Origin of the sequence: Bellilinea caldifistulae (assembly GCF_001306055.1) — a bacterium.
Classification (GTDB): domain Bacteria; phylum Chloroflexota; class Anaerolineae; order Anaerolineales; family Anaerolineaceae; genus Bellilinea; species Bellilinea caldifistulae.
This window is the reverse complement of the sequence record NZ_LGHJ01000017.1, coordinates 101750-122695: the sequence shown is the minus strand read 5'-3', so window position 1 is coordinate 122695 and position 20946 is coordinate 101750. Positions and strand designations below refer to the sequence as shown.

The following is a 20946-nucleotide window of genomic DNA, read 5'->3' as shown; positions in this document are numbered from 1 at the left end:
GATGCTTCCTTGTTTCTTTATGGCGACAAATGAAGCCACCCCTCCGCGCTCCTGCCAGGGATAGAGTCGGGGTGGCTTCGACGGGGCGGCTTTTGTCAGCCCTCCCGCGTTGAGTATATCACACACTTTTTGAGGAAATCACAATTTTCCAATCACAATTCAGGAGAAGAAAGGTCATGAAAACCCTATTGAAATGGTTTGTCCCCCTGATGGTTCTCAGCCTGCTGCTGGCGGCCTGCCAGCCAGCGGCTACCCCCACCCCCGAAAAAGTGATCGAGACGGTTACGGTGGAGAAGGAAAAAGAGGTCGTCAAAACGGTTGAGGTTGAAAAACCGGCTGAGCGTGCGGTGGTGCGCCTTTCCGGCTGGGCGGCCAGTCCGGAGGAAACCGCTCTGCTGCAATCCATTTTGCTGGACTTCACGGTGGAAAATCCGGATATTGTGGTCAAGTATGAACCCATCACCGGCGATTACTGGCAGCAGTTGAAAACCTCGATTGCCTCCGGCGTTGAACCGGATGTGTTCTACATGGATATTTTCCAGTTCCCGGCTTTTGTGCGCGATGAAGTCTTGCTGCCGATTGATGACCTGATGGCGAAAGAGGGTGTCAAGCGGGATGATTTTATCCCCTCTTTGATTGATGCTTTCTCCGAGGGCGGGGTTACGTACGGTATCCCCAAGGACTTCAATACGTTGGGTCTGTTCTATAACAAAGACCTGTTCGCTCAGGCGGGGATTGCCGAACCAACCGACGATTGGACATGGGATGATTTGAAAGCGGCTGCCGAGGCACTTTCGGATCCTGCCAATAACATCTACGGGCTGGGCGTACCGGCAGATCCGGGACGCTTCCCCATCTTTGTCTTCCAAAACGGCGGTTCGATTATGACCGATGACTACAGCGATACCCTGCTCGACTCCCCGGCGGCGATTGAGGCGGCCACTTTCTACACCGATTTCCGCAAGAATCAGAGTGGCGCTATTCCGGCGGATGTCGGTGAGGGCTGGCAGGGGACGGTCTTCGGTAAGGGTCAGTTCGCCATGGTCTACGAAGGCGGATGGCTGATTCCCTACCTGAAGCAGCAATTTCCCAACATCAATTACGGCGTGGTCACCCCGCCGGCTGGCCCCAAAGGCGAGGGCAACCTGATCTTCACCGTGGCGTATGTCATCTCGCGCAACAGCAAGAATCCGGAAGCAGCCATGCGGGTGATCAACTACCTGACCGGTGAGAAAGCCCAGACCAAGGTGCTGGAAAGTGGTTTTGCCCTCCCAACCCGTCTGTCGCTGCAAAACAGCGAATACCTGAAGACCAATCCGGCTTCCAGCGCCATCTTTCGTGGTGCGCTGCAAGGGGCTCGCCCCTTCGTATGGGGGCTGGTCGGCTCGGATGTCAACGAACAAATGGGTAAGGCACTCGAACGCATCTATCTGGAAAATCAGCCGGTGGATGCTGCCCTGAAGCAGGCGGCGCAGGTCATCCGCCAGAAAATTGCCGAAGTGAAGTAAGGCGGTTGTAAAAAAAGAGGGTCAGCCGCTTCAAGGCTGACCCTCTTCGTGAAATCGTGGAGGATGGAAAGATGGCAGAGATGGTGTCCAATCGCCCGGCGGGTTTGTTTCGGCGGGGGAGTAACCCCGAAAAGCGCAAAAAACGCAGTGAAGCGCTTACCGCTTATCTTTTCTTATTGCCGTATTTGTTTATTTTCTTGACCTTTACTGTTTTCTCGATCGGTTACGCTTTTTATTTGTCTTTTACCCGCTATAACCTGCTGCGTCCGCCGGAGTGGTGGGGATTGGAGGGCTACCGCCGGGTGCTGTGCCTTGAAGCCTTGATGCCGCGGGCTGAAGATGCGCCCCCTCTGACGTGCGATGATTTGTTCATCAAGAAAGCCTTACCCAACACGGTCAAGTACACTTTGATTGTGGTGCCAACCCAAACCGTCCTAAGCCTGATTCTGGCGTTTGCCATGGATCAAAAGTTGCGTTTTCGGCGGTTGTTTCGTACCATTTACTACCTGCCGTCGGTCACATCCTCAGTAGTCATTTCGCTGATTTTTGTGTGGTTGTTCAGCCCGTTGGGGATCGTAAATCAGATTTTCAACCTGAATATCAACTGGTTGAACGATCCGCGTTATGCCTTTTACACCATCATGATTTTGAATGTTTTCACCACCAGTGGCACGTTGATGCTCATCTTTCTGGCTGGCTTGCAGGATATTCCGACTGCGATTTACGAAGCCGCTTCGATTGACGGCGCTAACAAGTTTCAGGTACTGCGTTACATCACCATTCCCATGCTGCGCCCGGTGGTGTTTTTTGTGGTCACCGTGGGGTTGATCGGTTGTTTTCAGGTGTTCGACCAGATTTATGTGATGACTTCGGGCGGGCCGCTGGATTCGACCACGACGGTGGCCTACTTGATTTACAAATGGGCTTTCCGGGATACTACCGTCAAAATGGGTCAGGCAGCCGCTCTATCCTTTATCCTGGCGTTGATCATTCTGGTCTTCACGCTCATTCAACGACGGATTATTGAGGGCAGCGGCAGTGTGGGTTCGGCATAAATGAGGTGGAATGATGGCAACTATCTCTCAAACAGTTTCTAAAAAAGCAACCCTTTCGGATAGGCTGATTGTGGTTTTGGACCGCATCAAAACACCGGTGTTTTATTTTATTTTGATTGGCTGGGCGGTATTGTGCATTGCGCCGTTGTATTTTACGCTCGTTTTCAGCCTCAAGCCGGTTGCCAATGTCTATGACCCGCCGCTGTTCTGGCCGATTCCGTTCAGTCTGGAAAATTTTCGGGATGTGATTGGCGCTTTGCCGCTATTCCCGCGCTGGCTATTGAACAGTACCATCATTTCGTTAGTGGTAACCTTTGCACGAGTGTTGTTTTGCGCCATGGCGGGCTACGCTTTTGCCCGCATGGAGTTTCCGCTGAAGAAGTTTTTGTTCACGGCGCTGTTGATCTCGATGATGATTCCCGGTCAGGTAACCCTGATTCCGAATTTCCTGGTGGTGGGGCCTGGTATCATCCGCGGCGGGTTGAAAATCGGTGACCTGACCATTCCAACCGGTTTTGGGCTGATGGACAACCTCGGCGGGGTGATTCTGCCCGGCATTGTGGCGGCTTTTGGCATCTTCATGATGACCCAGTTTTACAAGAGCATTCCAAAGGAACTGGAAGAAGCGGCAATGATGGACGGGTTGGGACGGTTTGGCATCTTCTTCCGTATCGTCCTGCCGATCAGCACCACGCAACTGCTGACGCTGGCGTTGTTGACTTTTCAGGGTGAATGGAACAGTTTTATGTGGCCGTTGACCATTCTGCGCACACCGGAAAACTTCACTCTGCCAATCGGTTTGAACTGGTTCCGCGGCGAGTACTACACCCTGATTTCGAAAGTGCTGGCAGGTTCCCTGTTCAACACCCTGCCGATTTTGATTATTTTCTTTATCTTCCAGCGTTACTTCACCCAGAGTATCGCGGGTACCGGGTTGAAAGAGGGTTAATTTCACAACAAAATATTGCAGGTAGAGGGATTGGATTATGCTTAACCAACGCAACTGGATTATCACCGAAAATTGCTTTGATCTCAAAAGCCAGAATCATGCGGAAACAATTTTTACGATTGGGAATGGTTATCTTGGCACCCGCGGCACGCACGAAGAGCACTACCCGGGCGAGGAGCGAACCACTTTCATTCATGGGGTCTTCGATGATGTTCCCATCGTATTTACCGAGCTGGTCAATGCGCCGGATTGGCTGGATTTGACCCTGCGGCTGGGCGGGGAGTGGTTTTCGCTCACCGAAGGCGAGATTCTTTCATACCAGCGCCAGTTAGATTTGCGCAACGGTTTGTTGAGCCGACGGGTGGAGTGGCGCAGTCCGCAGGGTGCGCGCTGGCTACTGCTCTTTGAACGGTTTGCCAGCCTGACCAACCCGCATCTGCTGTGTCAGCGGGTTACGATAAAGGCATTCGAAAACACGACTGTTGAGGCACGGGCGACACTGAGCGGCGATACGGATAACCTGAATTACAAGCACTGGGACTGGCTTGGACAGGGACTTGAACACAACAACACCTGGCTTCATCTGCGTACCCGTTCTTCTGGAATTGAACTGGGGGCTGCCACACGCCTTACGGTTGATGGCGGTGAAAATCTTGAACACACTGCCTGGGATACCCGGAATGCCCCAACGCTGGTGGTTACAACCGAGCTGAAAAGTGGTGATATCGTGGAGATCGAGAAAATAACCGCTTTTTACACATCCCGTGAAACCACCGACCCGCAGGGGGCTGCCCGGCGGGCATTGGAAACGCTCCCGAAACGAGCATGGAGTGGGTTAATGGAAAGCCATGCCCGCGCCTGGCAACGCGAGTGGGAAGCCTGCGATGTGGTGATTGAGGGAGATGACCGTGCCCATCTTGCAGTGCGATTCAGCCTGTTCCAATTACTGGCAGCCGCTCCCCGTCAGGATGAGCGGGTGAGTATCGGGGCAAAGGCGCTTTCTGGTTATGGATACCGCGGGCATGTATTTTGGGACACCGAAATTTTTATGCTGCCTTTCTTTACCTACACCCGTCCGGAGATTGCTCGAAATTTGCTTTCCTACCGCTTTCACACCCTGGAGGGGGCACGTAAAAAAGCCCGTGAAAACGGCTTCAATGGAGCTCAGTTTGCGTGGGAAAGTGCTGCGACCGGCGAAGAAGTAACACCCACCTGGGTGCCCCATCCCACCGACCGAACCAAACTGATTCGCATCTGGACGGGGGATATTCAAATTCATATTTCGGCGGATGTTTGTTATGCCATCTGGCAATACTGGCAGGCAACCGGTGATGATGATTTCATGGCCCATCGCGGAGCGGAGATTTTTCTGGATGTGGCTCGTTTTTGGGCCAGCCGGGCGGAATGGAATGGTGAAACCGGCTGTTACGAGTTTACCGATGTCATCGGCCCGGATGAATACCATGACCATGTGGATAACAACGCCTACACCAATGCACTGGCTCGCTGGCAGTTGTCAACTGCGTTGAAGGTGTTGGACTGGTTGGAAGGACGCTATCCGACTAAAGCCGCCGAATTGCGTCGTTCGCTGGAACTGGACGAAAGTGAATTGACCCGCTGGCGCGAGGTGGCCGAAAAAATTTACTGGAAGCAGGATGAGTCGAACGGTTTAATTGAACAGTTTGAGGGCTATTTCCAGCGCCGGCAGATTGATTTGCAAGCCCTTGAGCCGCGTACCCAGTCCATTCAATCCCTGTTGGGAATTGAAGGCGCTAATGAAGCCAACATTCTCAAGCAGCCAGATGTGGTCATGCTGGCCTATCTACTGCCTGAACTGTTTGATGAAAAAACGCTGAGGGTCAATTATGAGTATTACAACGCCCGCACGGATCACACTTTTGGCTCGTCATTGGGGCCGGCCATTCATGCCATCATTGCCTGTCGGGTAGGAAAACCGGATGAGGCGTATGAACACTTTATGCGCGCTGCACTGGCGGATTTAGAGGATGTGCGCGGGAACGCCCACGACGGCATTCATGCGGCATCGGCGGGTGGTATCTGGCAGGCGATTGTATTCGGCTTTGGAGGGCTCAGATTTGAGCCTGACGGCCCGAAAACCTACCCCTGTTTGCCCCGTCACTGGCGGCGGTTGGTTTTTCGGATTAGATACCGCGGGCAGCCTTATGAATTTGACCTGTGCAATCCGCAGACGGGGGTTGCTGAAGGATGATTCGCGCAATATTATTCGATCTCGATGGGGTTTTGACCGACACATCCGAGTTTCATTATCTGGGATGGAAGCGGCTGGCGGATGAATTGGGCTTGCCATTCGACCGGCAAAAAAACGAAGCCTTGAGGGGAGTTTCCCGTCGAGAGTCGCTGTTGATTCTGCTGGATGGCCGCCCGGCGACGGAGCAGGAAATGAACGAGTGGATGGAGCGAAAAAACCGCTACTATATGGAGTATGTATCCAAAATGACCCCTCAAAATTTACTGCCGGGGGCATTGGAATTGCTCAAAGAATTGCATCAGGCCGGCTACAAAGTGGCGATTGTGTCATCCAGCAAGAATACCCCTCTGGTACTGGAGCGTTTGCAAATTGGCGAGTGGCTGGATACGGTTGTGGACGGCAACGCTGCTGCTCGCAGTAAACCGGCTCCGGATTTATTTTTACTGGCAGCCGAACGTTTGGGGGTTGAACCGGCAGAATGTCTGGTAATTGAGGATGCCGAGGCCGGCATTGCCGCCGGAAAAGCCGCCGGGATGCGCACATTGGGCTTGGGGCCAATTGAGCGGGTGAGTTCGGCTGATTATCATTTGCCCGATTTGAACGGCGTTTCGCTGCAACGGCTGAGGGAATTAGTACCTGATCTTTGAAAAAGGGCCTCCCGCCATTTTTGGCGGGAGGCTGGCTTCACCATTCAGGGGATGAAGGTGAAGGTGGAGATAACTGCTTCGTATAGCCGGTTGAGATCGGATTCGACACTGGGTTCGTCAATTGGGAAGAAAATCAATTGATAGAAAAACCCATTATGCAGGGCAAAGACCATCCGCGAACTCAGCCGTCCGGGCACCGGTTCCAATACCTCGGCAGGTTGTCCGTTCAGCGTTATTTGCGTCTGGCGCAGGTTGACCGGCGGATTTAGCCCTTCAAATTGTTTGCGGAACTCGCTGACCAGTTTTTGTAGCGTGGCGTCCGGTGCTGCCGGGCTGCTGAAAACATCCAGGCGGGCGACAACCGCTTCTGGATTGGCGGAGTTTTCGGTTTGAGCGTAGACTGCTGCCAACCCACGGGAATCGGCGATAAAATCATCCGGGTAGGCAAAGCAATAACCATCCGTAAAATCCACAAGGGTTTTCATGCCTTCCTGCTGGCAGCGAGCGGGAACTTCCTTTTCTGATACGCGGACATCGGGCAGCACCGTACCCCGATTGACCCGCACCTGATTACCTTTTTGATCGGTGCGTACTTCAAGCGTGCTGTCGTTGACCTCGATCAATAAGCGGTAACCGGGCGTGATGACCTGAAGGCACATCTCATCGGGAGATGCCAGACCGAGGCAGCCGTCCGGCCATTCAACCGGTGTCATCTCGATCAGTTTAATCGCTTCGGGTGTCACCCCGATTTGTTCAGCAATCAGGGGGCGCACTTTTTCAAAAATCATATCAGCCTCTTCCTGATCTATGATTATACCGATGGTGGGGAGGGGGGTAACCTGCTCCGGGATTGGCGGGAAAGTTGGTTCAGTTGCAGGGGGTTGGGTTTGCTCCTGAGCGGGCAGCAACGGCGTAGTCGGTACAGCGGCAGGTGCGCAGGCAGCAAGCAGCAAAATGGAACTACTTATCACTATCAGAATCCAGCTTTTTGGCATGGCTCAATTCCTCCACTGGTTGGTCTGTCAGATCGTCCTCATGGTCATTTTCATTCTTATATTTCAAGACGCTGCGGGATAGCCGCAGGTTCCCTGCTGCATATTTGCACAGGTTGATTTCAGGGCTACCCCGGTAATTTATATGAATTTTTTCTAAAATATTGACAAAAATCACCTTATTGGGTATATATAGCCCGTCCCAACCCTAACCTTACCCATTCAAGGAGTGATTGAATGATTAAGACCAGATATTGGTTGACTCTGCTGCTTTTGGCAGCAATTCTGGCAGGTTGTGCATCGTTTTCGGCTTCTTCCCAAGCTCAGGATGCCGGCCGGCTGGTGATTTATTCCGGGCGCAGCGAAAGTCTGGTTGCGCCGATCATCGAACAGTTTTCTCAGGCCAGCGGAATCAAGGTGGAGGTGCGGTATGGGAATACCTCCGAGCTGGCGGCTACCCTGCTGGAAGAGGGAAAAAATTCGCCGGCAGATGTGTTTTATGCCCAGGATCCGGGTGGATTGGGTGCAGTTGCCAATGCGGGCTTGCTGGCTGAATTGCCCAATGAAACGCTCGACAAAGTAGAAAGCCGTTTCCGTTCCGCTCAGGGTTTGTGGGTCGGTATTTCCGGCCGCGCACGGGTGGTGGTGTACAACACCCAGCTCCTGAAGGCGGAGGATTTACCGGCCGATTTGTTCGGTTTTACCGAGCCGCGTTGGAAAGGCAAGATCGGCTGGGCTCCTACCAATGCTTCATTTCAGGCGATGGTGACGGCCATGCGTCAGATGTGGGGCGAAGAGAAGACCCGCCAATGGCTGGTGGGTATTCTGGCAAACCAGCCGGTTGTATATGATGGGAATACAGCGGTTGTAGCAGCAGTCGGTAGCGGAGAGATTGAAGTGGGGTTTGTCAATCATTATTATCTTTACCGCTTTTTGAGAGAGCAAGGCAATTCGTTCCCAGCCCGCAACCACTTCATGAACAACGGCGGACCGGACTCGCTGGTGATGGTTTCGGGAATTGGGAGACTTGCCACCAGTAAAAATGAGGAAAATGCCCTTAAGTTCATCAATTTCCTGCTCTCCCCGGTGGCTCAGCAGTATTTTGCCGGTCAAACCTATGAATATCCGCTGGTAGCGGGTGTCCAGACTGAGGCGGACTTGCCCCCTCTGGAGAGCTTGAATTCGGCAGGTATCACGGTAGATCAGCTGGCCGATCTTGAAGGTACGTTAAATTTACTCAGGGAGACTGGTGTTCTTCCCTAAAGAATGTTGAAAAGCCGGGTTTTTCCACAGTGGTTTGGGACGATCTCTTCGTCACCAGCGCGAGGCGCATGGTTGTACCTGCCCGCCGCGCTGGTGGCGCTTGCCATGAGTTTACCGCTACTTTATCTGGTTGTGCGTGCCAGCGCCGCTGGTCGGTCGGCCTGGAACTGGCTGCTGAGGGCTCAAACGCTGCAGATCATGGGTCAAAGCGTGGGGCTGGCGCTGGCGGTGATGCTGGCTGCCCTGATTTTGGGGGTTTTGCTGGCCTGGCTGGTAAGCCGCACTGATCTGCCTGGGCGCAGCATCTGGTCGGCTTTGCTGCCCTTGCCGTTGGTCATTCCCAGCTATGTGGGAGCCTATCTGTTCGTTTCCTTCTTTGCGCCGCGGGGCTTGCTTCAAAACCTGCTGGAAGGCTGGTTGGGTATTGAGCGACTGCCTTCGGTTTACGGTTTTTGGGGGGCATGGCTGGTGCTGACTCTGATGACATACCCGTATATCTTTCTGGCAGCTCGGGCGGTTTTCAGCCGCGGTGACCGTTCGCAGGAAGAAGCGGCGCGGAGTTTGGGCTGTTCTCCGCTGGAGACTTTTTGGAGAGTCACCCTGCCTCAGTTGCGGCCGGCGCTGGCGGCCAGCAGTCTGCTGGTGGGTCTTTATGTGTTGCGGGATTTTGGAGCGGTTTCCATTCTGCGGTTTACGACTTTTACCCGCGCCATTTATCTCCAGTACCAATCATCAATTGACCGCTCAGCCGCAGCGCTTTTGTCATTGGTGTTGATTTTGGTTACCGTTGGCTTTCTAATTGCAGAGCAGCGTATTCGTCGTTCGGCTGCCGAAAACCCTCATACCGCCGTCCATCCGGCGGAGGTGATCCGATTGGGAGGCTGGCAGGTTGCGGCTTTGGGTGTGGTCTTTCTGATCTTGCTGTTTGGACTCATTTTCCCCACCGGTGTGCTTTTTTACTGGTTGATACGCGGCTTGCTGGCTGGTGAGCGTATTGCAAACTGGCTTGGGCCTTTACTGGGATCGGTCAGCTCGGCTGGGCTGGCGGCAATGGTTACCGTGGTATTCGCTTTCCCTGTCTCCGTTCTATCTGTTCGCCGTTCAAACTGGCTCAGTCAGATTTTGGAAAGATGGAGTTACATTGGCTATGCAGTCCCCGGCATCGTGGTGGCGCTGGCACTGGTCTTCTTTGGGGCAAATTTTGTGCCGGGGTTGTACCAAACCCTCTTCATGCTTCTATTTGCCTATGTGATTTTGTTCCTGCCGCAAGCCATGGGAAGCATTCAGTCATCCTTGCGGATGGTGCAAAGGAGTTTGGAAGAGGCCGCCGCCAGCCTTGGCGAAAATCCATTACGGGTGTTTCAAAGGGTCACCTTACCGCTCATCACGCCGGGTGTGGCTTCGGCTGCTGCCGTGGTTTTTCTGACCACGATGAAGGAATTGCCTGCAACCTTATTACTGGCGCCGACTGGTTTTTCCACGCTGGCTACGCAGGTATGGGGAGCCGTTTCGGAAGCGTATTTTGCCCGGGCTGCTGCACCGGCACTTATCCTGATTCTCGCTTCATCCATTTCGATGTTTTTGATTAACCATCACGCTACCCTTTCAGGATCATCTCAACGACAATGAAAGAACCTCTTATTAAATGCGACCATTTGAAAAAAGCCTATCACACTCAACCGGCGGTTGAAGATGTCAGTTTGCATGTGTATGAAGGGGAAATCCTCGCCGTGGTCGGCCCCAGCGGGTGTGGAAAAACAACCACCTTACGACTGATTGCCGGATTTGAAAGGCCGGAGCGGGGTGAAATCTGGATGCAGGGCCGGCTGCTCAGTAGTCCAGACATTTTCGTTCCGCCCGAAAAACGCCGGATTGGGGTGGTCTTTCAAGATTATGCCCTCTTTCCGCACCTGACGGTGTATGAAAATGTTGCCTTTGGGTTACGCAAACAACCTCATCCACAAGTCAATCGGCAGGTGAACCAGATGCTGGAACTGGTAGGTTTGAACCACCTTGGGAAAAGAATGCCGCATGAGCTTTCCGGTGGCGAACGTCAGCGGGTGGCTTTGGCGCGGGCGCTGGCGCCCCGGCCGCAGGTTTTGCTGCTGGATGAACCGTTTTCCAGCCTTGATCTGGACTTGAGGTTAAAACTGCGTGAGGAAGTCCGAACGCTCCTCAAAGGGATGGGCCTGACAGCGTTGTTTGTGACCCATGATCAGGAAGAGGCGTTGTACATGGGCGACCGGCTGGCGATCATGAATGAGGGGGTAGTCCAGCAACTAGACCAACCAGAAGTCATTTTTTCCCAGCCGATCAATCCCTTTGTAGCAGAGTTTATGGGGAGTGCCAATTTCTTGCCCGGCCGGGTGGTAGAACAGGGGATCGAAACGGAAATCGGCCTCATTCCCCAACAGGTTTCATTACCAGCGGGCAGCGAGGTAGAACTGGCGGTGCGAGCCGACGACGTTGGATTTGACCTGAAAGGTCCCGCAAACGGGGTAATCCTTTCGCGGGTTTTTAAGGGAGTGATGAATGTCTATAAAGTCCGCCTGCATTCCGGGCTGGTGCTGGAGGCATTTCAGCCGCATTACCGCTTATTCGCCGAAGGCCAGCCGGTTCGGGTTTTTGCGGATGCCGGTCATGAATTGGCCTGTTTTCACAATGGGGCTGCGATAAAAGGGGATGAACGTCACCTTGACGGAGTTACTAAAGACTGATATAAACCGTTTATCTAAATTCATTCTTACGAAAGGAAAGGCGTTTTATGTTTAATGCAGGATCGGTACTTGCTTGTAATCGAGCCGTATGGGCGCGCCTGCCTTTCGGGAGAGTCTGCTGATTCTGGTTATCTGAATAACGAGAGTATCTGCGGCCACGGGCGTGCTCATCCCCGTGGCTTTTTTATTTCCGGGGGTGCTTGAAGGTGCTTTGCCGGATGGCAAGGTTGCAACAGGTACCAGCGTATTTTGTCTGATATAAGTCAGCAAATCGAAATAATTGACACCAGCCACGGGAGGATCCGAGGCTGGTGTTTTTTTACTAAAGGAATTTCAACCATGTTTCATCAACATTACGAGAACGAACTTTTGGGTGTAATCACCAAAAAATTGAATAGCGCTTTTGAGGTGAGCATTGATTACAGAATCATTCAGTGCCGGCTGGCTGGAGGTTTGAAGAGAAACAAACCAAAGCAATCAGCGAAGCAGGGAAAAGATGCTTCGCTTACGGGGATAACAGTTGGAGATGAAGTCCGCGTACGCTTGATCGGCAGTAATGAGGGTGTCATTACGGCATTACTGCCGCGCCGGAGCGGTTTTGGCAGACGGGCGGCGCTTTCTATGCCGGATAAATACCCTCATGAACAAATCATAGCAGCAAATATAGATCAAGTACTGGCTGTTTTCTCTGTGGCTCAGCCCGATCCCCACTGGAATTTACTGGATCGCTATCTAGTGGCATGCGAAGATGCCGGTGTATCGGCAGTGATCTGTATGACCAAGGTGGACTTAATCGAACACCAGAATCCTCAATCGGTGCAGGAAACCACGCCGATCCTCGATGATTTTCGCCGCATTGGCTATCCTGTGATTTTAACAAGCGTGCGGACGGGTGAAGGTTTGGATGAGTTGCGTTCTATCCTTTCCGGACGACTTTCGCTGGTCATCGGGAAATCAGGTGTTGGAAAATCATCGTTGCTGAATGCATTACCAGCCGGAGGGGGGTTAAGGGTAGGGGATGTCAATCCGATCACCGGGAAGGGACGGCATACCACCACTCATCTGGAAATGTTACCTCTTAAGGGTGGGGGTGCCGTCATTGACACTCCCGGCATGCGGGAGTTCGGTCTGTGGGATATTGCGGCGGATGAACTGGCTGCCAGATTCCCGGAGATGCGGGATTTCCTCGGAAAATGCAAATTCGGGTTGAGCTGTGTCCATGATGAAGAACCCGGTTGTGCTGTGCGCAAGGCTGTGATGGATGGAAGGATCTCCCCGCGGCGTTATCGTAGTTACCTGAGGTTGCGAGGTGCGGCATGAAAAAGCGCTTTTACCCCAGCCAACAGGATTTCACCTGCAAGCACTGTGGAAATTGGGTTTCGGTTCATCCAATCCTGAGCGGTGTGTCCAATCGTAATCATTGCCCTTATTGCCTCTGGTCGCGTCACGTGGATTTATTCAGCGCGGGTGACCGGCTGAGCGCTTGTAAAGGCGCTATGAAGCCGATTGGACTGACCATCAAAAGGCAGCGGAAAAAGTATGGTGATTTACTGCAAGGTGAATTGATGTTGATTCATTCCTGCACCGAATGTGGAGCAGTTTCAATCAACCGCCTGGCGGCCGATGATGATGCCGATCGCCTGTTGTCGGTTTATGAAGATTCTCTCCATTTGGAGGGGGAAATCTGCCGAACATTAGCCGGCATTGGGATTTTCTTGATAGAAGAAGAGCATCGGGTTCTGGTATCTCAACGGATTACCGGAACGATGATTGTTGTAAAAGGCGAGGTGGTAAGGTAGCGAGGTTTATTCTTCCAGATAGACCGAATCAACAATTCCCACAATCACCGAGATGACGCAGGCATTGGGGTTTTGCAGTACCTGACGGGCGCCGTTCCCTTCCCGGTTGACCAGGACGGTATCCCCAATGCCGGCGTGCGTGTTGTCGAGGGCGATGAAGTCAGTATCGGGGGCTTCGTCTTCCAGGCCAAGCGGCTGTACAACCAGCAGCCGCCGATTTTTGTAATCGGGGTGACTGATGGTGGTAACAACCGTGCCGACAACCTTGGCAAGAATCATGTTCTGACCTTACGAGTAGGGATTCCAACCTCGCTGGAGGGTGAGATTAAAGGATGCGTCACTTTTGACTTCCAGTTCATCCACAATTCCAACCAGCGCCAGATCAACCGGGACAAATTTCTCATCTGGCAAAGCTAAGGCGGCTTCGCGGGCACGCACCATCACACATAAGTCACCCTCACCGGCGTGAACGGTATCGGCTGCGACTTGCAACCCTCCCAGCGGCTGGAGGTGTTTATTGACCGGTTGAACAACCAGTAATTTTAACCCCTGGGTGCCGGGGTATTTTATGGTGCAAACCGCATTACCTTTGACAATGCCAAGTAACATGATGGTTTAGGGCGAATCAGGGGGATTTTTGAAAAGTTATTTGCCCCTCGACTTCCAGACTATCAATAATTGCCATGATGACTGCGTCAACCGGGGTATCTTTGGTGAAAGTGGTCTGGCGGGCTGAGGAACCGGCACAGGTCAGGACCAGATCCCCAATGCCGGCATCTACCGTGTCAATGGCTACAAATGGTTTACCACTGGGGTTTCCAAACTCATCAGTGGGACGAACAACCAGCAATTTGCGCCCGGCAAGTTTTTCATCCTTGATGGTTGCCACAGTCGTGCCGATTACTTTGGCGATCAGCATGGCATCTTCTCCCTCAATAACTTTTTTGCAGAGCTGGTTCAGGTATCTTGGCTGGTGAGTCGGTGGGTTGCGCCCCAGAGATGATTTTGACACTGGCGCTGGCTCCAATGCGGTTGGCGCCTGCCTTGATCATTTGTTCGGCATCTTCGTGGGTGCGTATCCCTCCGGACGCTTTGACGCCGAGCTGTGAGCCAACCACTCGTCGCATGAGGGCAACATCGTCAACGGTGGCGCCCCCTCCAGAAAAGCCGGTGGAGGTTTTGACAAAATCCGCACCGACTTCTTTAGAAATCAAACACGCGATCACTTTTTCTTCATCGGTCAGCAAAGCAGTTTCAATAATGACCTTGACCAGCACCCCATTTTCGTGGGCGGTTTTAACTACTCCGCGAATGTCGCGAGCAACCAGTTGCAAATCGCGGGATTTTAGCGCGCCGATGTTGATGACCATATCCACTTCCTGAGCGCCGAGTTGAATGGCCTGGGCGGTTTCGTATGCTTTGACTTCGGGGGTGTTGGCGCCCAGTGGAAACCCAATCACCGTGCAAACTTTCACCGCCGAACCCTGTACCAGTTTGCTGCATAATTCGATCCAGGTAGGATTGACGCATACGGAAGCAAAACCATATCGTTTGGCCTCAAAGCAAAGTTGAGCAATTTGCTCCTGAGTGGCATCCGGCTTGAGCAGGGTGTGGTCAATCATGCCGGCGATTTTCAGATCCTGTGGCACCCCACCCAGCCCGTTCGAGACACGCTCTGCCCCGGCGTGAATGACCTGTCCAACTTTATCGAAACAGGTTTGCACACAGATTCCCTCCGCGCAGGAAAATTTGCAACCGTTTTCATTTTGTTCGGCGGAGGCCTGGCGCTGCATCAGGCTGGTCAGAACTTCTCGGGTGATGATTTCGACCAATGAAGCAATCGTTTTGGGATCGGCGTTCATGCTGGCTTAACCTCCCTTGAGGTATTCTTTTTCAATGGCCGTAATTTTCTCAACCCTGCGGCTGTGACGGCCGCCCGCAAAAGCAGTTTCCAGCCAGGTTTTGAGAATTTGTCGGGCTAAATTGACGCCAATCAATCCTGCCCCAAGGGTGAGAACATTGGCGTCATTATGTTCGCGGCTGTTGATTGCTGAGGACAGGTCATAGGCAAGGGCAGCCCGCACACCGGGTACTTTGTTGGCAACCATACAAGAACCGATTCCAGCGCCATCAATGATAACCCCACGCCATGCTTTACCGCTGGCAACCTGACTGGCAACCGCATGAGCGAAGTCCGGGTAATCCACGGCGTCTTTGCTGTTTGTTCCAACGTCAAGAATGGAATAACCAGCTTCGGCCAGATCTTTTTTCAAAATTTCTTTAAGCTCAAAGCCTCCGTGATCAGCGCCAAGGGCTATGACCTTTTTTGGAGGATCGGCATTGAAAGAAGGCGCAGGAGTAGTGACCGCCCCAGCTGAGGTTTGGCCGGTGGTTTGCTGAATAACCCGCAAGACAATTTCTCGTAACTCCGATTCGGATAGGGGGGACAAGGAGATTCACCCGGACGTGGATTGGATTACGTAGATTATAACCTGAATGGCAGTTTAAAGATTAAAAGCAGGAAAACCAATTTGCAGATTTTTTTCTGTGAGACCCCTCCCGAAAATCTCTTACACTTGTCACTGGTAATGAGGGATTTTAGAATTATAATAATATTCATTCAAATGAATGTATTTTATAACTGAGGTGATAGATATGTTGAACATTAAGATCTTGGGTGTGGGTTGTGCAAACTGCAAACGGCTTGAGGCCGTAACCCGTGAAGTGGTGGCTACGCTTGGAATTGAAGCCGAGTTTGAAAAGGTAACCAATCATGCCGATATCATGCAATACCCGATTCTGGCGACGCCGGGACTGGTGATCGAGGGTAAAGTAGTTTCCTACGGCAGAATTCCTTCCAAAGCCGAAATTGAGAACTGGTTGAAAGAGGCAGTTAAAACGAACTGACAAGGAAGTGAAAAGATGTCCAAAGCCATCCAACAACTTGCACAGGCCATTGAGAACCGCCAACCGGCTGTGCTGGCGACGGTGATCGAGGTGCGCGGGGCATCGCCGGCAAAGGTTGGAGCGCAAATTGTGCTTCTGCCCGATGGCAAAACCGCCGGTACGGTCGGTGGTGGTAAATTGGAAGCGGCCATTTTAAGTGATGCCAGGAAGGCATTGACCGAGCATCATTCTGGCCTTTTCCATTACAAATTGGCTGAGGAAGGGGAAGATGCAATTGGTACGCTGTGCGGTGGGGAGGTGACGGTTTTCATCCAACCCTTTCTTCCCGCTCCCCAGTTAGTCATTGTTGGCGGCGGACACATTGGAAGACCGCTAAAAATCATGGGCGAAGCCGCCGGGTTTGAAGTGGTGGTGGTGGATGTGCAGGCCGGACTGGCCACCGTCCCTGAACTGGAACAGGTCAAACTCGGTGAAGATTCTTATGTGGTGTTGATCACTACCGATCATATTTCGGATGAGGCAGCCCTGCGCTATGCTCTGACCACGCCTGCTCCCTACATTGGCATGATTGGCAGTCTGGCAAAGTGCCGTACCATTCGTGAGCATTTGCTGGCGGATGGTTTTGATCCCCTCCAGCTGGAGCGGGTTTATGCGCCTATCGGCCTGGATTTGGGCGGGGTTACCCCCCAGGAAATTGCAGTGGCAATACTGGCAGAAGTGATCGCCTGCCGTCACCAGAAGACCCGCGATACAGACAGTATCAAATTACGCCGGCTGGAGATGGTGAAGGCATAAGAGAAAAAATCATGCAGCAATTTACCTACAATTTCCCCTTTACCGCTATTGTCGGGCAGGAACGCATGCAACGTGCCTTAATTTTGAACGCCATTGATTCACGGATTGGCGGCGTTCTTATCCGTGGGGAACGTGGAACCGCTAAATCCACCGCGGCGCGCGCCCTGGCAGCCTTGCTGCCGGAGCTCAAAGTCATTGAAGGCTGTCGTTTTGGATGTGATCCTGACCGGCCAATGGAGTGGTGTACCGAATGCCGCCAGCGTTTTACGGATGGGGTGAAACCCTCCGTGATTACCCGTCCAACCCCGTTTGTGAATTTGCCCATCTCAGCAACCGAAGACCGGGTGGTTGGTACACTGGACATTGAAAAGGCGATCCAAAAAGGGGAAAAAGCTTTCGAGCCGGGGGTATTGGCAGCGGCCAATCGCGGTCTGCTCTACATTGATGAGGTCAATTTGCTGGACGATCATGTGGTAGATGTCTTGCTCGATTCGGCTGCGATGGGGGTCAATATCATTGAACGGGAGGGGGTTTCCTTCAGCCACCCGGCCCGCTTTATCCTGGTGGGCACCATGAATCCGGAGGAAGGCGATTTGCGCCCGCAATTACTGGATCGTTTTGGGCTTTCGGTGCAGGTGCGCGGCTTACGCAGCGCATTGGAACGGGTCGCCATCATGAAACGGCGACTGGCATACGAAGAAAACCCGGAGGCATTTTGCCGCGAATGGCAGACTCGCGAACGTGAACTGGGGTTCCAGATTCAACAGGCGCGCCGTCTGCTTCAAGAAGTGCAATATTCACGCGATGATTTGCTGGCAATCACCCAATTGACGGCTCACTTTCAAGTGGATGGTCATCGTCCGGATATGGTGATATTGAAGACTGCACGGGCGCAGGCAGCGTTTGAAGGGCGGAATAGAATTACACTGGAAGATATTGCCATTGCAGCCGAATTAGCCCTGCCACATCGCTTGAAGCATTCACCTTTTGAACAACAATTCACGCAAGTTGAACAGTTGAGGGATGAGATCGAAACGTTCCTGGGACTCAAACCCAATCAGCAGGGGGAACAACGTCGTCCAATGGGTTTGAAAACCTATGACGAAGTCCTGAAAGAGTACGCTGACCCGAATAATCCTTTGAAGGACTTCGTAGATACCGGTCTGCGCTAAAAGAAACTGCAATGAAATCCAACAGCCGCCTGACCATCAGGTCAGGCGGCTGTATAATTTTGCCCCTTGACAAATTGTAAAAACAAGTTAATATTCAACATCGCTTAACTAATAGCAAGGATTGGATTTTATGGATGAAATTAGAAGAAAATATTTTGAAGTGTTTGAAAGAGCCATGGGGCAGATTATGCAACGCTCGATGCGCTCGTTCTGGCAATACACCAAAGAACAAGGTCTTTCGATGACTCAAATGGTGGCGCTGCGCCATATTCACTACAATCAGGATTGCAACATCTCGCAAATCAGTGAGGAGCTGGGGGTAACTACAGCGGCATCCAGCCAGTTGCTGGATCGGCTGGTGCAACAGGGCTTGATTGCCCGCCGCGAAAATCCGAATGATCGCCGCCACAAGCAACTGGTCTTGACCGAAAAAGGCCGGCAAATTCTCACGGAAAGCACGGTTGCCCGTCAGCAATGGCTTTATCAACTGGTTGAGCGTCTTTCTGTGGAAGAAATGGAACAAATCATAGATGCCCTGGAATTGATGACCGAGCGGATGAAAGAAATTGAGCCGGTATAGCCGCCGTCACGTTACAGATTATTGAGGAGGTTGATTAATGTTTCGTATTCTCAAGTACTTAAAACCGTTTGCCCTGCCGCTGATTCTGGCGATTCTGCTTTTGTTTGTGCAGGCGAATGCCGATCTGGCGTTACCAGATTACCTTTCCAGGATCGTCAATGTGGGTATACAACAAGGCGGGGTGGAAAATGGTCTGCCGCAAGCAATGCGCCAGACAACCATGCAGCACCTTGGGCTGTTCTTAACCTCAACCGAAAAGGAGCAGGTCTTAAACGCTTACCGTCTGGTGGATCAAACCGACGCCGATTTTGCAACACTCGTAAAAACGTATCCGCTTTTGGCAGAAGAACCGGTTTATGTGCTGTCCGAGACCGATTCGGCGGTTCTCCAAAAATTAGAAGCGCCGGTTGCGGAGGGATTGCTGATTGTTTCCGGAATTGAGCAAGTTTTGAAAGACCCCCAGCAGGCTCAAACTCTCATGCCGGGCATGTCATTTGACCTCTCCCGGTTGCCAGCCGGTATGGACGTGTTCACCTTAATGGCCAACCTGCCGGAGACTCAGCGGGATCAGATTCGTCAGGCGGTCAGCCAGCGATTTGAAACAATCGGGGGAGAAAAAGCACTGGTTCAGGCAGCGGCGCGGGTGGTAAGAAGCGAATATGACGCGCTTGGAATGGACACCGGTCAATTACAGACCAATTACATTCTGCGGGTGGGCGGACAAATGCTGCTCATTTCGCTTCTTTCAGCAGCCGCGATTGTACTGGTCGGATTTCTGGCTTCGCGGGTGGCGGCGGGTCTGGCGCGCAATTTACGCCACTTGCTGTTCGAGCGCGTGATGCGTTTTTCCAGTGCCGAGATTGAAAAGTTCTCGATTGCTTCCCTCATCACCCGCTCGACCAATGACATCACCCAGATTCAGATGGTGATGATGATCCTGATTCGGATGGTGTTCTATGCGCCCATCATTGGGATTGGCGGCATCATCCGGGCGGTCAACAAGAGTGCCGGTATGTGGTGGATCATCGCGGTGGCGGTCATTGCGCTGATCGGTTTGATTAGCATCGTGTTTGCGATTGCCACCCCTAAATTCAAAATCATCCAGAGCCTGGTGGACCGATTGAATTTGATTGCACGTGAAAATTTAAGCGGGATGATGGTCGTGCGCGCTTTCAACCGTCAAAAATATGAAGAACAACGCTTTGAAGAGGCTAACGTTGACTTGACCCGCACCAGTTTGTTCGTCAACCGCGTGTTTGTGATGGTCATGCCGTTTATGATGATTATCCTCAACGGTGTTTCGGTGCTGATTTTATGGATTGGTGCGCACCAGGTTGCCCAATCTTCCATGCAGGTTGGCGATATGATGGCTTTCATGCAGTATGTCATGCAAATTGTGTTCGCTTTCATGATGCTTTCCTTCCTGTTCATCCTTTTCCCGCGCGCCGATGTTTCGGCAAACCGCGTTGCGGACGTGCTGGAAACGGACATCACGGTTGTAGATCCGCCTCAGCCAAAGTCCTTCCCGGAGCCATTCCGAGGGCGGATTGAATTTAAAAATGTGTCATTCCGTTACCCGGATGCAGAGGAAAATGTGCTGTGTAATTTGAACTTTGTGGCAGAAGCTGGCAAAACCACTGCCATCATCGGCACAACCGGTTCGGGAAAATCTACGGTGGTCAACCTGATTCCGCGCTTTTACGATGTGACCGACGGCGCCATCCTGATTGACGGCGTGGATATCCGCGAGGTGCGTCTGAGCGAACTGCGCGATAAAATTGGCTACATTCCTCAGCAGAGCAATCTGTTCAGCGGGACGATTGAGAGCAATCTGCGCTACGCCAATGAAGAGGCTGCTGAAGAAATTCTCAAACAGGCGCTGGAAATTGCTCAGGCAAGCGAGTTTGTACTTTCCGCACCGGAAGGTTTGCAAGCCCCGGTTTCGCAGGGCGGCATCAATTACTCCGGCGGTCAAAAGCAGCGGTTAAGCATTGCCCGAGCTCTGGTGAAGCGCGCTCCCATCTACATTTTTGACGATAGCTTTTCAGCGCTGGATTACCGCACGGATGCCCGCTTGCGGCGCGCTTTGAAGCAGAGCCTGAAGGACAGCACTGTGATTATCGTTTCCCAACGGGTGGCAACCATCAAGGATGCCGATCAAATTCTGGTGCTGGATGAAGGGGAGATTATCTGCAAGGGTACCCATGAGGAATTACTGGAAAAGTGTGAAGTCTATCGAGAAATTGCCCTCTCGCAATTGAAGAGGGAGGAGGTGATGGCATGACCCAATCCAATAACCTGACACCGGGAAACGGAAAACCCAAACAGGGTG

Annotated in this window: 21 protein-coding genes; 15 read left to right on the top strand and 6 right to left on the bottom strand. The window is 52.4% G+C overall.

Going from position 1 to position 20946, the window contains the following annotated elements; genetic code table 11:
• Positions 1 to 176 precede the first annotated feature (176 nt).
• The 5 genes from AC812_RS11725 to pgmB all read left to right on the top strand — a co-directional run bounded on the left by AC812_RS11725 (position 177) and on the right by pgmB (position 6389).
• Entirely contained in the window at positions 177 to 1508 is a 1332-nt protein-coding gene (locus tag AC812_RS11725; RefSeq protein WP_061918677.1) for an ABC transporter substrate-binding protein, read from the top strand.
• 71 nt (positions 1509 to 1579) lie between these two features.
• Positions 1580 to 2563, top strand: a complete 984-nt coding sequence (locus AC812_RS11720; RefSeq protein ID WP_201797730.1) for a carbohydrate ABC transporter permease — start codon at positions 1580 to 1582, stop codon at positions 2561 to 2563.
• Positions 2564 to 2573: 10 nt separating this feature from the next.
• On the top strand, positions 2574 to 3512 hold the full coding sequence (locus tag AC812_RS11715; protein WP_211261484.1) for a carbohydrate ABC transporter permease: 939 nt from the start codon (positions 2574 to 2576) through the stop codon (positions 3510 to 3512).
• Positions 3513 to 3549: 37 nt separating this feature from the next.
• Positions 3550 to 5742: a glycoside hydrolase family 65 protein gene (locus AC812_RS11710; protein ID WP_061918675.1), complete on the top strand. Its 2193-nt coding sequence runs from the start codon at positions 3550 to 3552 to the stop codon at positions 5740 to 5742.
• The gene (gene pgmB, locus AC812_RS11705; protein ID WP_061918673.1) at positions 5739 to 6389 is read left to right on the top strand and encodes a beta-phosphoglucomutase; all 651 of its coding nucleotides are present in this window, start codon (positions 5739 to 5741) and stop codon (positions 6387 to 6389) included. The genes AC812_RS11710 and pgmB overlap by 4 nt, the downstream gene beginning before the upstream one ends.
• Positions 6390 to 6433: 44 nt before the next feature.
• On the opposite strand, the gene AC812_RS11700 is transcribed toward pgmB, so the two are convergent.
• Positions 6434 to 7384 (bottom strand): hypothetical protein, encoded by a 951-nt coding sequence (locus AC812_RS11700; protein ID WP_061918672.1) that lies wholly within the window; start codon positions 7382 to 7384, stop codon positions 6434 to 6436.
• Between the two features lie 234 nt (positions 7385 to 7618).
• Here AC812_RS11700 and AC812_RS11695 point away from each other — a divergent pair, with 234 nt between their 5' ends.
• From AC812_RS11695 to AC812_RS11675, 5 genes are all read left to right on the top strand, one after another.
• A complete protein-coding gene (locus tag AC812_RS11695) occupies positions 7619 to 8644 on the top strand; it encodes an iron ABC transporter substrate-binding protein (protein WP_061918670.1) in 1026 nt (341 codons plus the stop codon).
• A gap of 3 nt (positions 8645 to 8647) precedes the next feature.
• Positions 8648 to 10273, top strand: a complete 1626-nt coding sequence (locus AC812_RS11690; protein ID WP_082149182.1) for an ABC transporter permease — start codon at positions 8648 to 8650, stop codon at positions 10271 to 10273.
• The gene (locus tag AC812_RS11685; protein WP_061918668.1) at positions 10270 to 11361 is read left to right on the top strand and encodes an ABC transporter ATP-binding protein; all 1092 of its coding nucleotides are present in this window, start codon (positions 10270 to 10272) and stop codon (positions 11359 to 11361) included. The genes AC812_RS11690 and AC812_RS11685 overlap by 4 nt, the downstream gene beginning before the upstream one ends.
• A 339-nt stretch (positions 11362 to 11700) precedes the next feature.
• Complete coding sequence (rsgA, locus tag AC812_RS11680; RefSeq protein WP_061918666.1) at positions 11701 to 12681, top strand: ribosome small subunit-dependent GTPase A; 981 nt, start codon at positions 11701 to 11703, stop codon at positions 12679 to 12681.
• A complete protein-coding gene (locus AC812_RS11675; RefSeq protein ID WP_061918664.1) occupies positions 12678 to 13160 on the top strand; it encodes an RNHCP domain-containing protein in 483 nt (160 codons plus the stop codon). Before rsgA ends, AC812_RS11675 begins: the two co-directional genes overlap by 4 nt.
• 6 nt (positions 13161 to 13166) lie before the next feature.
• Here AC812_RS11675 and AC812_RS11670 read toward each other — a convergent pair whose 3' ends face one another.
• From AC812_RS11670 to rpiB, 5 genes are all read right to left on the bottom strand, one after another.
• Entirely contained in the window at positions 13167 to 13439 is a 273-nt protein-coding gene (locus tag AC812_RS11670) for a EutN/CcmL family microcompartment protein (RefSeq protein WP_061918662.1), read from the bottom strand.
• A 9-nt stretch (positions 13440 to 13448) separates the two neighbouring features.
• Positions 13449 to 13769 carry a EutN/CcmL family microcompartment protein gene (locus tag AC812_RS11665; RefSeq protein ID WP_082149181.1) on the bottom strand — a complete coding sequence of 107 codons (321 nt, stop codon included), beginning with the start codon at positions 13767 to 13769 and terminating at the stop codon, positions 13449 to 13451.
• Positions 13770 to 13785: 16 nt separating this feature from the next.
• Complete coding sequence (locus tag AC812_RS11660) at positions 13786 to 14079, bottom strand: EutN/CcmL family microcompartment protein (RefSeq protein WP_061918660.1); 294 nt, start codon at positions 14077 to 14079, stop codon at positions 13786 to 13788.
• A 13-nt stretch (positions 14080 to 14092) separates the two neighbouring features.
• On the bottom strand, positions 14093 to 14782 hold the full coding sequence (gene deoC, locus AC812_RS11655) for a deoxyribose-phosphate aldolase (protein ID WP_346265127.1): 690 nt from the start codon (positions 14780 to 14782) through the stop codon (positions 14093 to 14095).
• A 246-nt stretch (positions 14783 to 15028) separates the two neighbouring features.
• Positions 15029 to 15610 (bottom strand): ribose 5-phosphate isomerase B, encoded by a 582-nt coding sequence (gene rpiB, locus AC812_RS11650; RefSeq protein WP_201797728.1) that lies wholly within the window; start codon positions 15608 to 15610, stop codon positions 15029 to 15031.
• A gap of 205 nt (positions 15611 to 15815) precedes the next feature.
• Between rpiB and AC812_RS11645 the strand changes: the two genes are divergently transcribed.
• The 5 genes from AC812_RS11645 to AC812_RS11625 all read left to right on the top strand — a co-directional run bounded on the left by AC812_RS11645 (position 15816) and on the right by AC812_RS11625 (position 20898).
• Positions 15816 to 16067 (top strand): thioredoxin family protein, encoded by a 252-nt coding sequence (locus AC812_RS11645; protein ID WP_061918658.1) that lies wholly within the window; start codon positions 15816 to 15818, stop codon positions 16065 to 16067.
• Between the two features lie 15 nt (positions 16068 to 16082).
• Entirely contained in the window at positions 16083 to 16862 is a 780-nt protein-coding gene (locus AC812_RS11640; RefSeq protein ID WP_061918656.1) for an XdhC family protein, read from the top strand.
• Between the two features lie 11 nt (positions 16863 to 16873).
• Positions 16874 to 18034: a magnesium chelatase ATPase subunit I gene (locus tag AC812_RS11635; protein WP_061918654.1), complete on the top strand. Its 1161-nt coding sequence runs from the start codon at positions 16874 to 16876 to the stop codon at positions 18032 to 18034.
• A gap of 130 nt (positions 18035 to 18164) precedes the next feature.
• Positions 18165 to 18614 carry a MarR family winged helix-turn-helix transcriptional regulator gene (locus tag AC812_RS11630; RefSeq protein WP_061918652.1) on the top strand — a complete coding sequence of 150 codons (450 nt, stop codon included), beginning with the start codon at positions 18165 to 18167 and terminating at the stop codon, positions 18612 to 18614.
• A gap of 37 nt (positions 18615 to 18651) precedes the next feature.
• Complete coding sequence (locus AC812_RS11625; protein WP_061918650.1) at positions 18652 to 20898, top strand: ABC transporter ATP-binding protein; 2247 nt, start codon at positions 18652 to 18654, stop codon at positions 20896 to 20898.
• Positions 20899 to 20946: the final 48 nt, after the last annotated feature.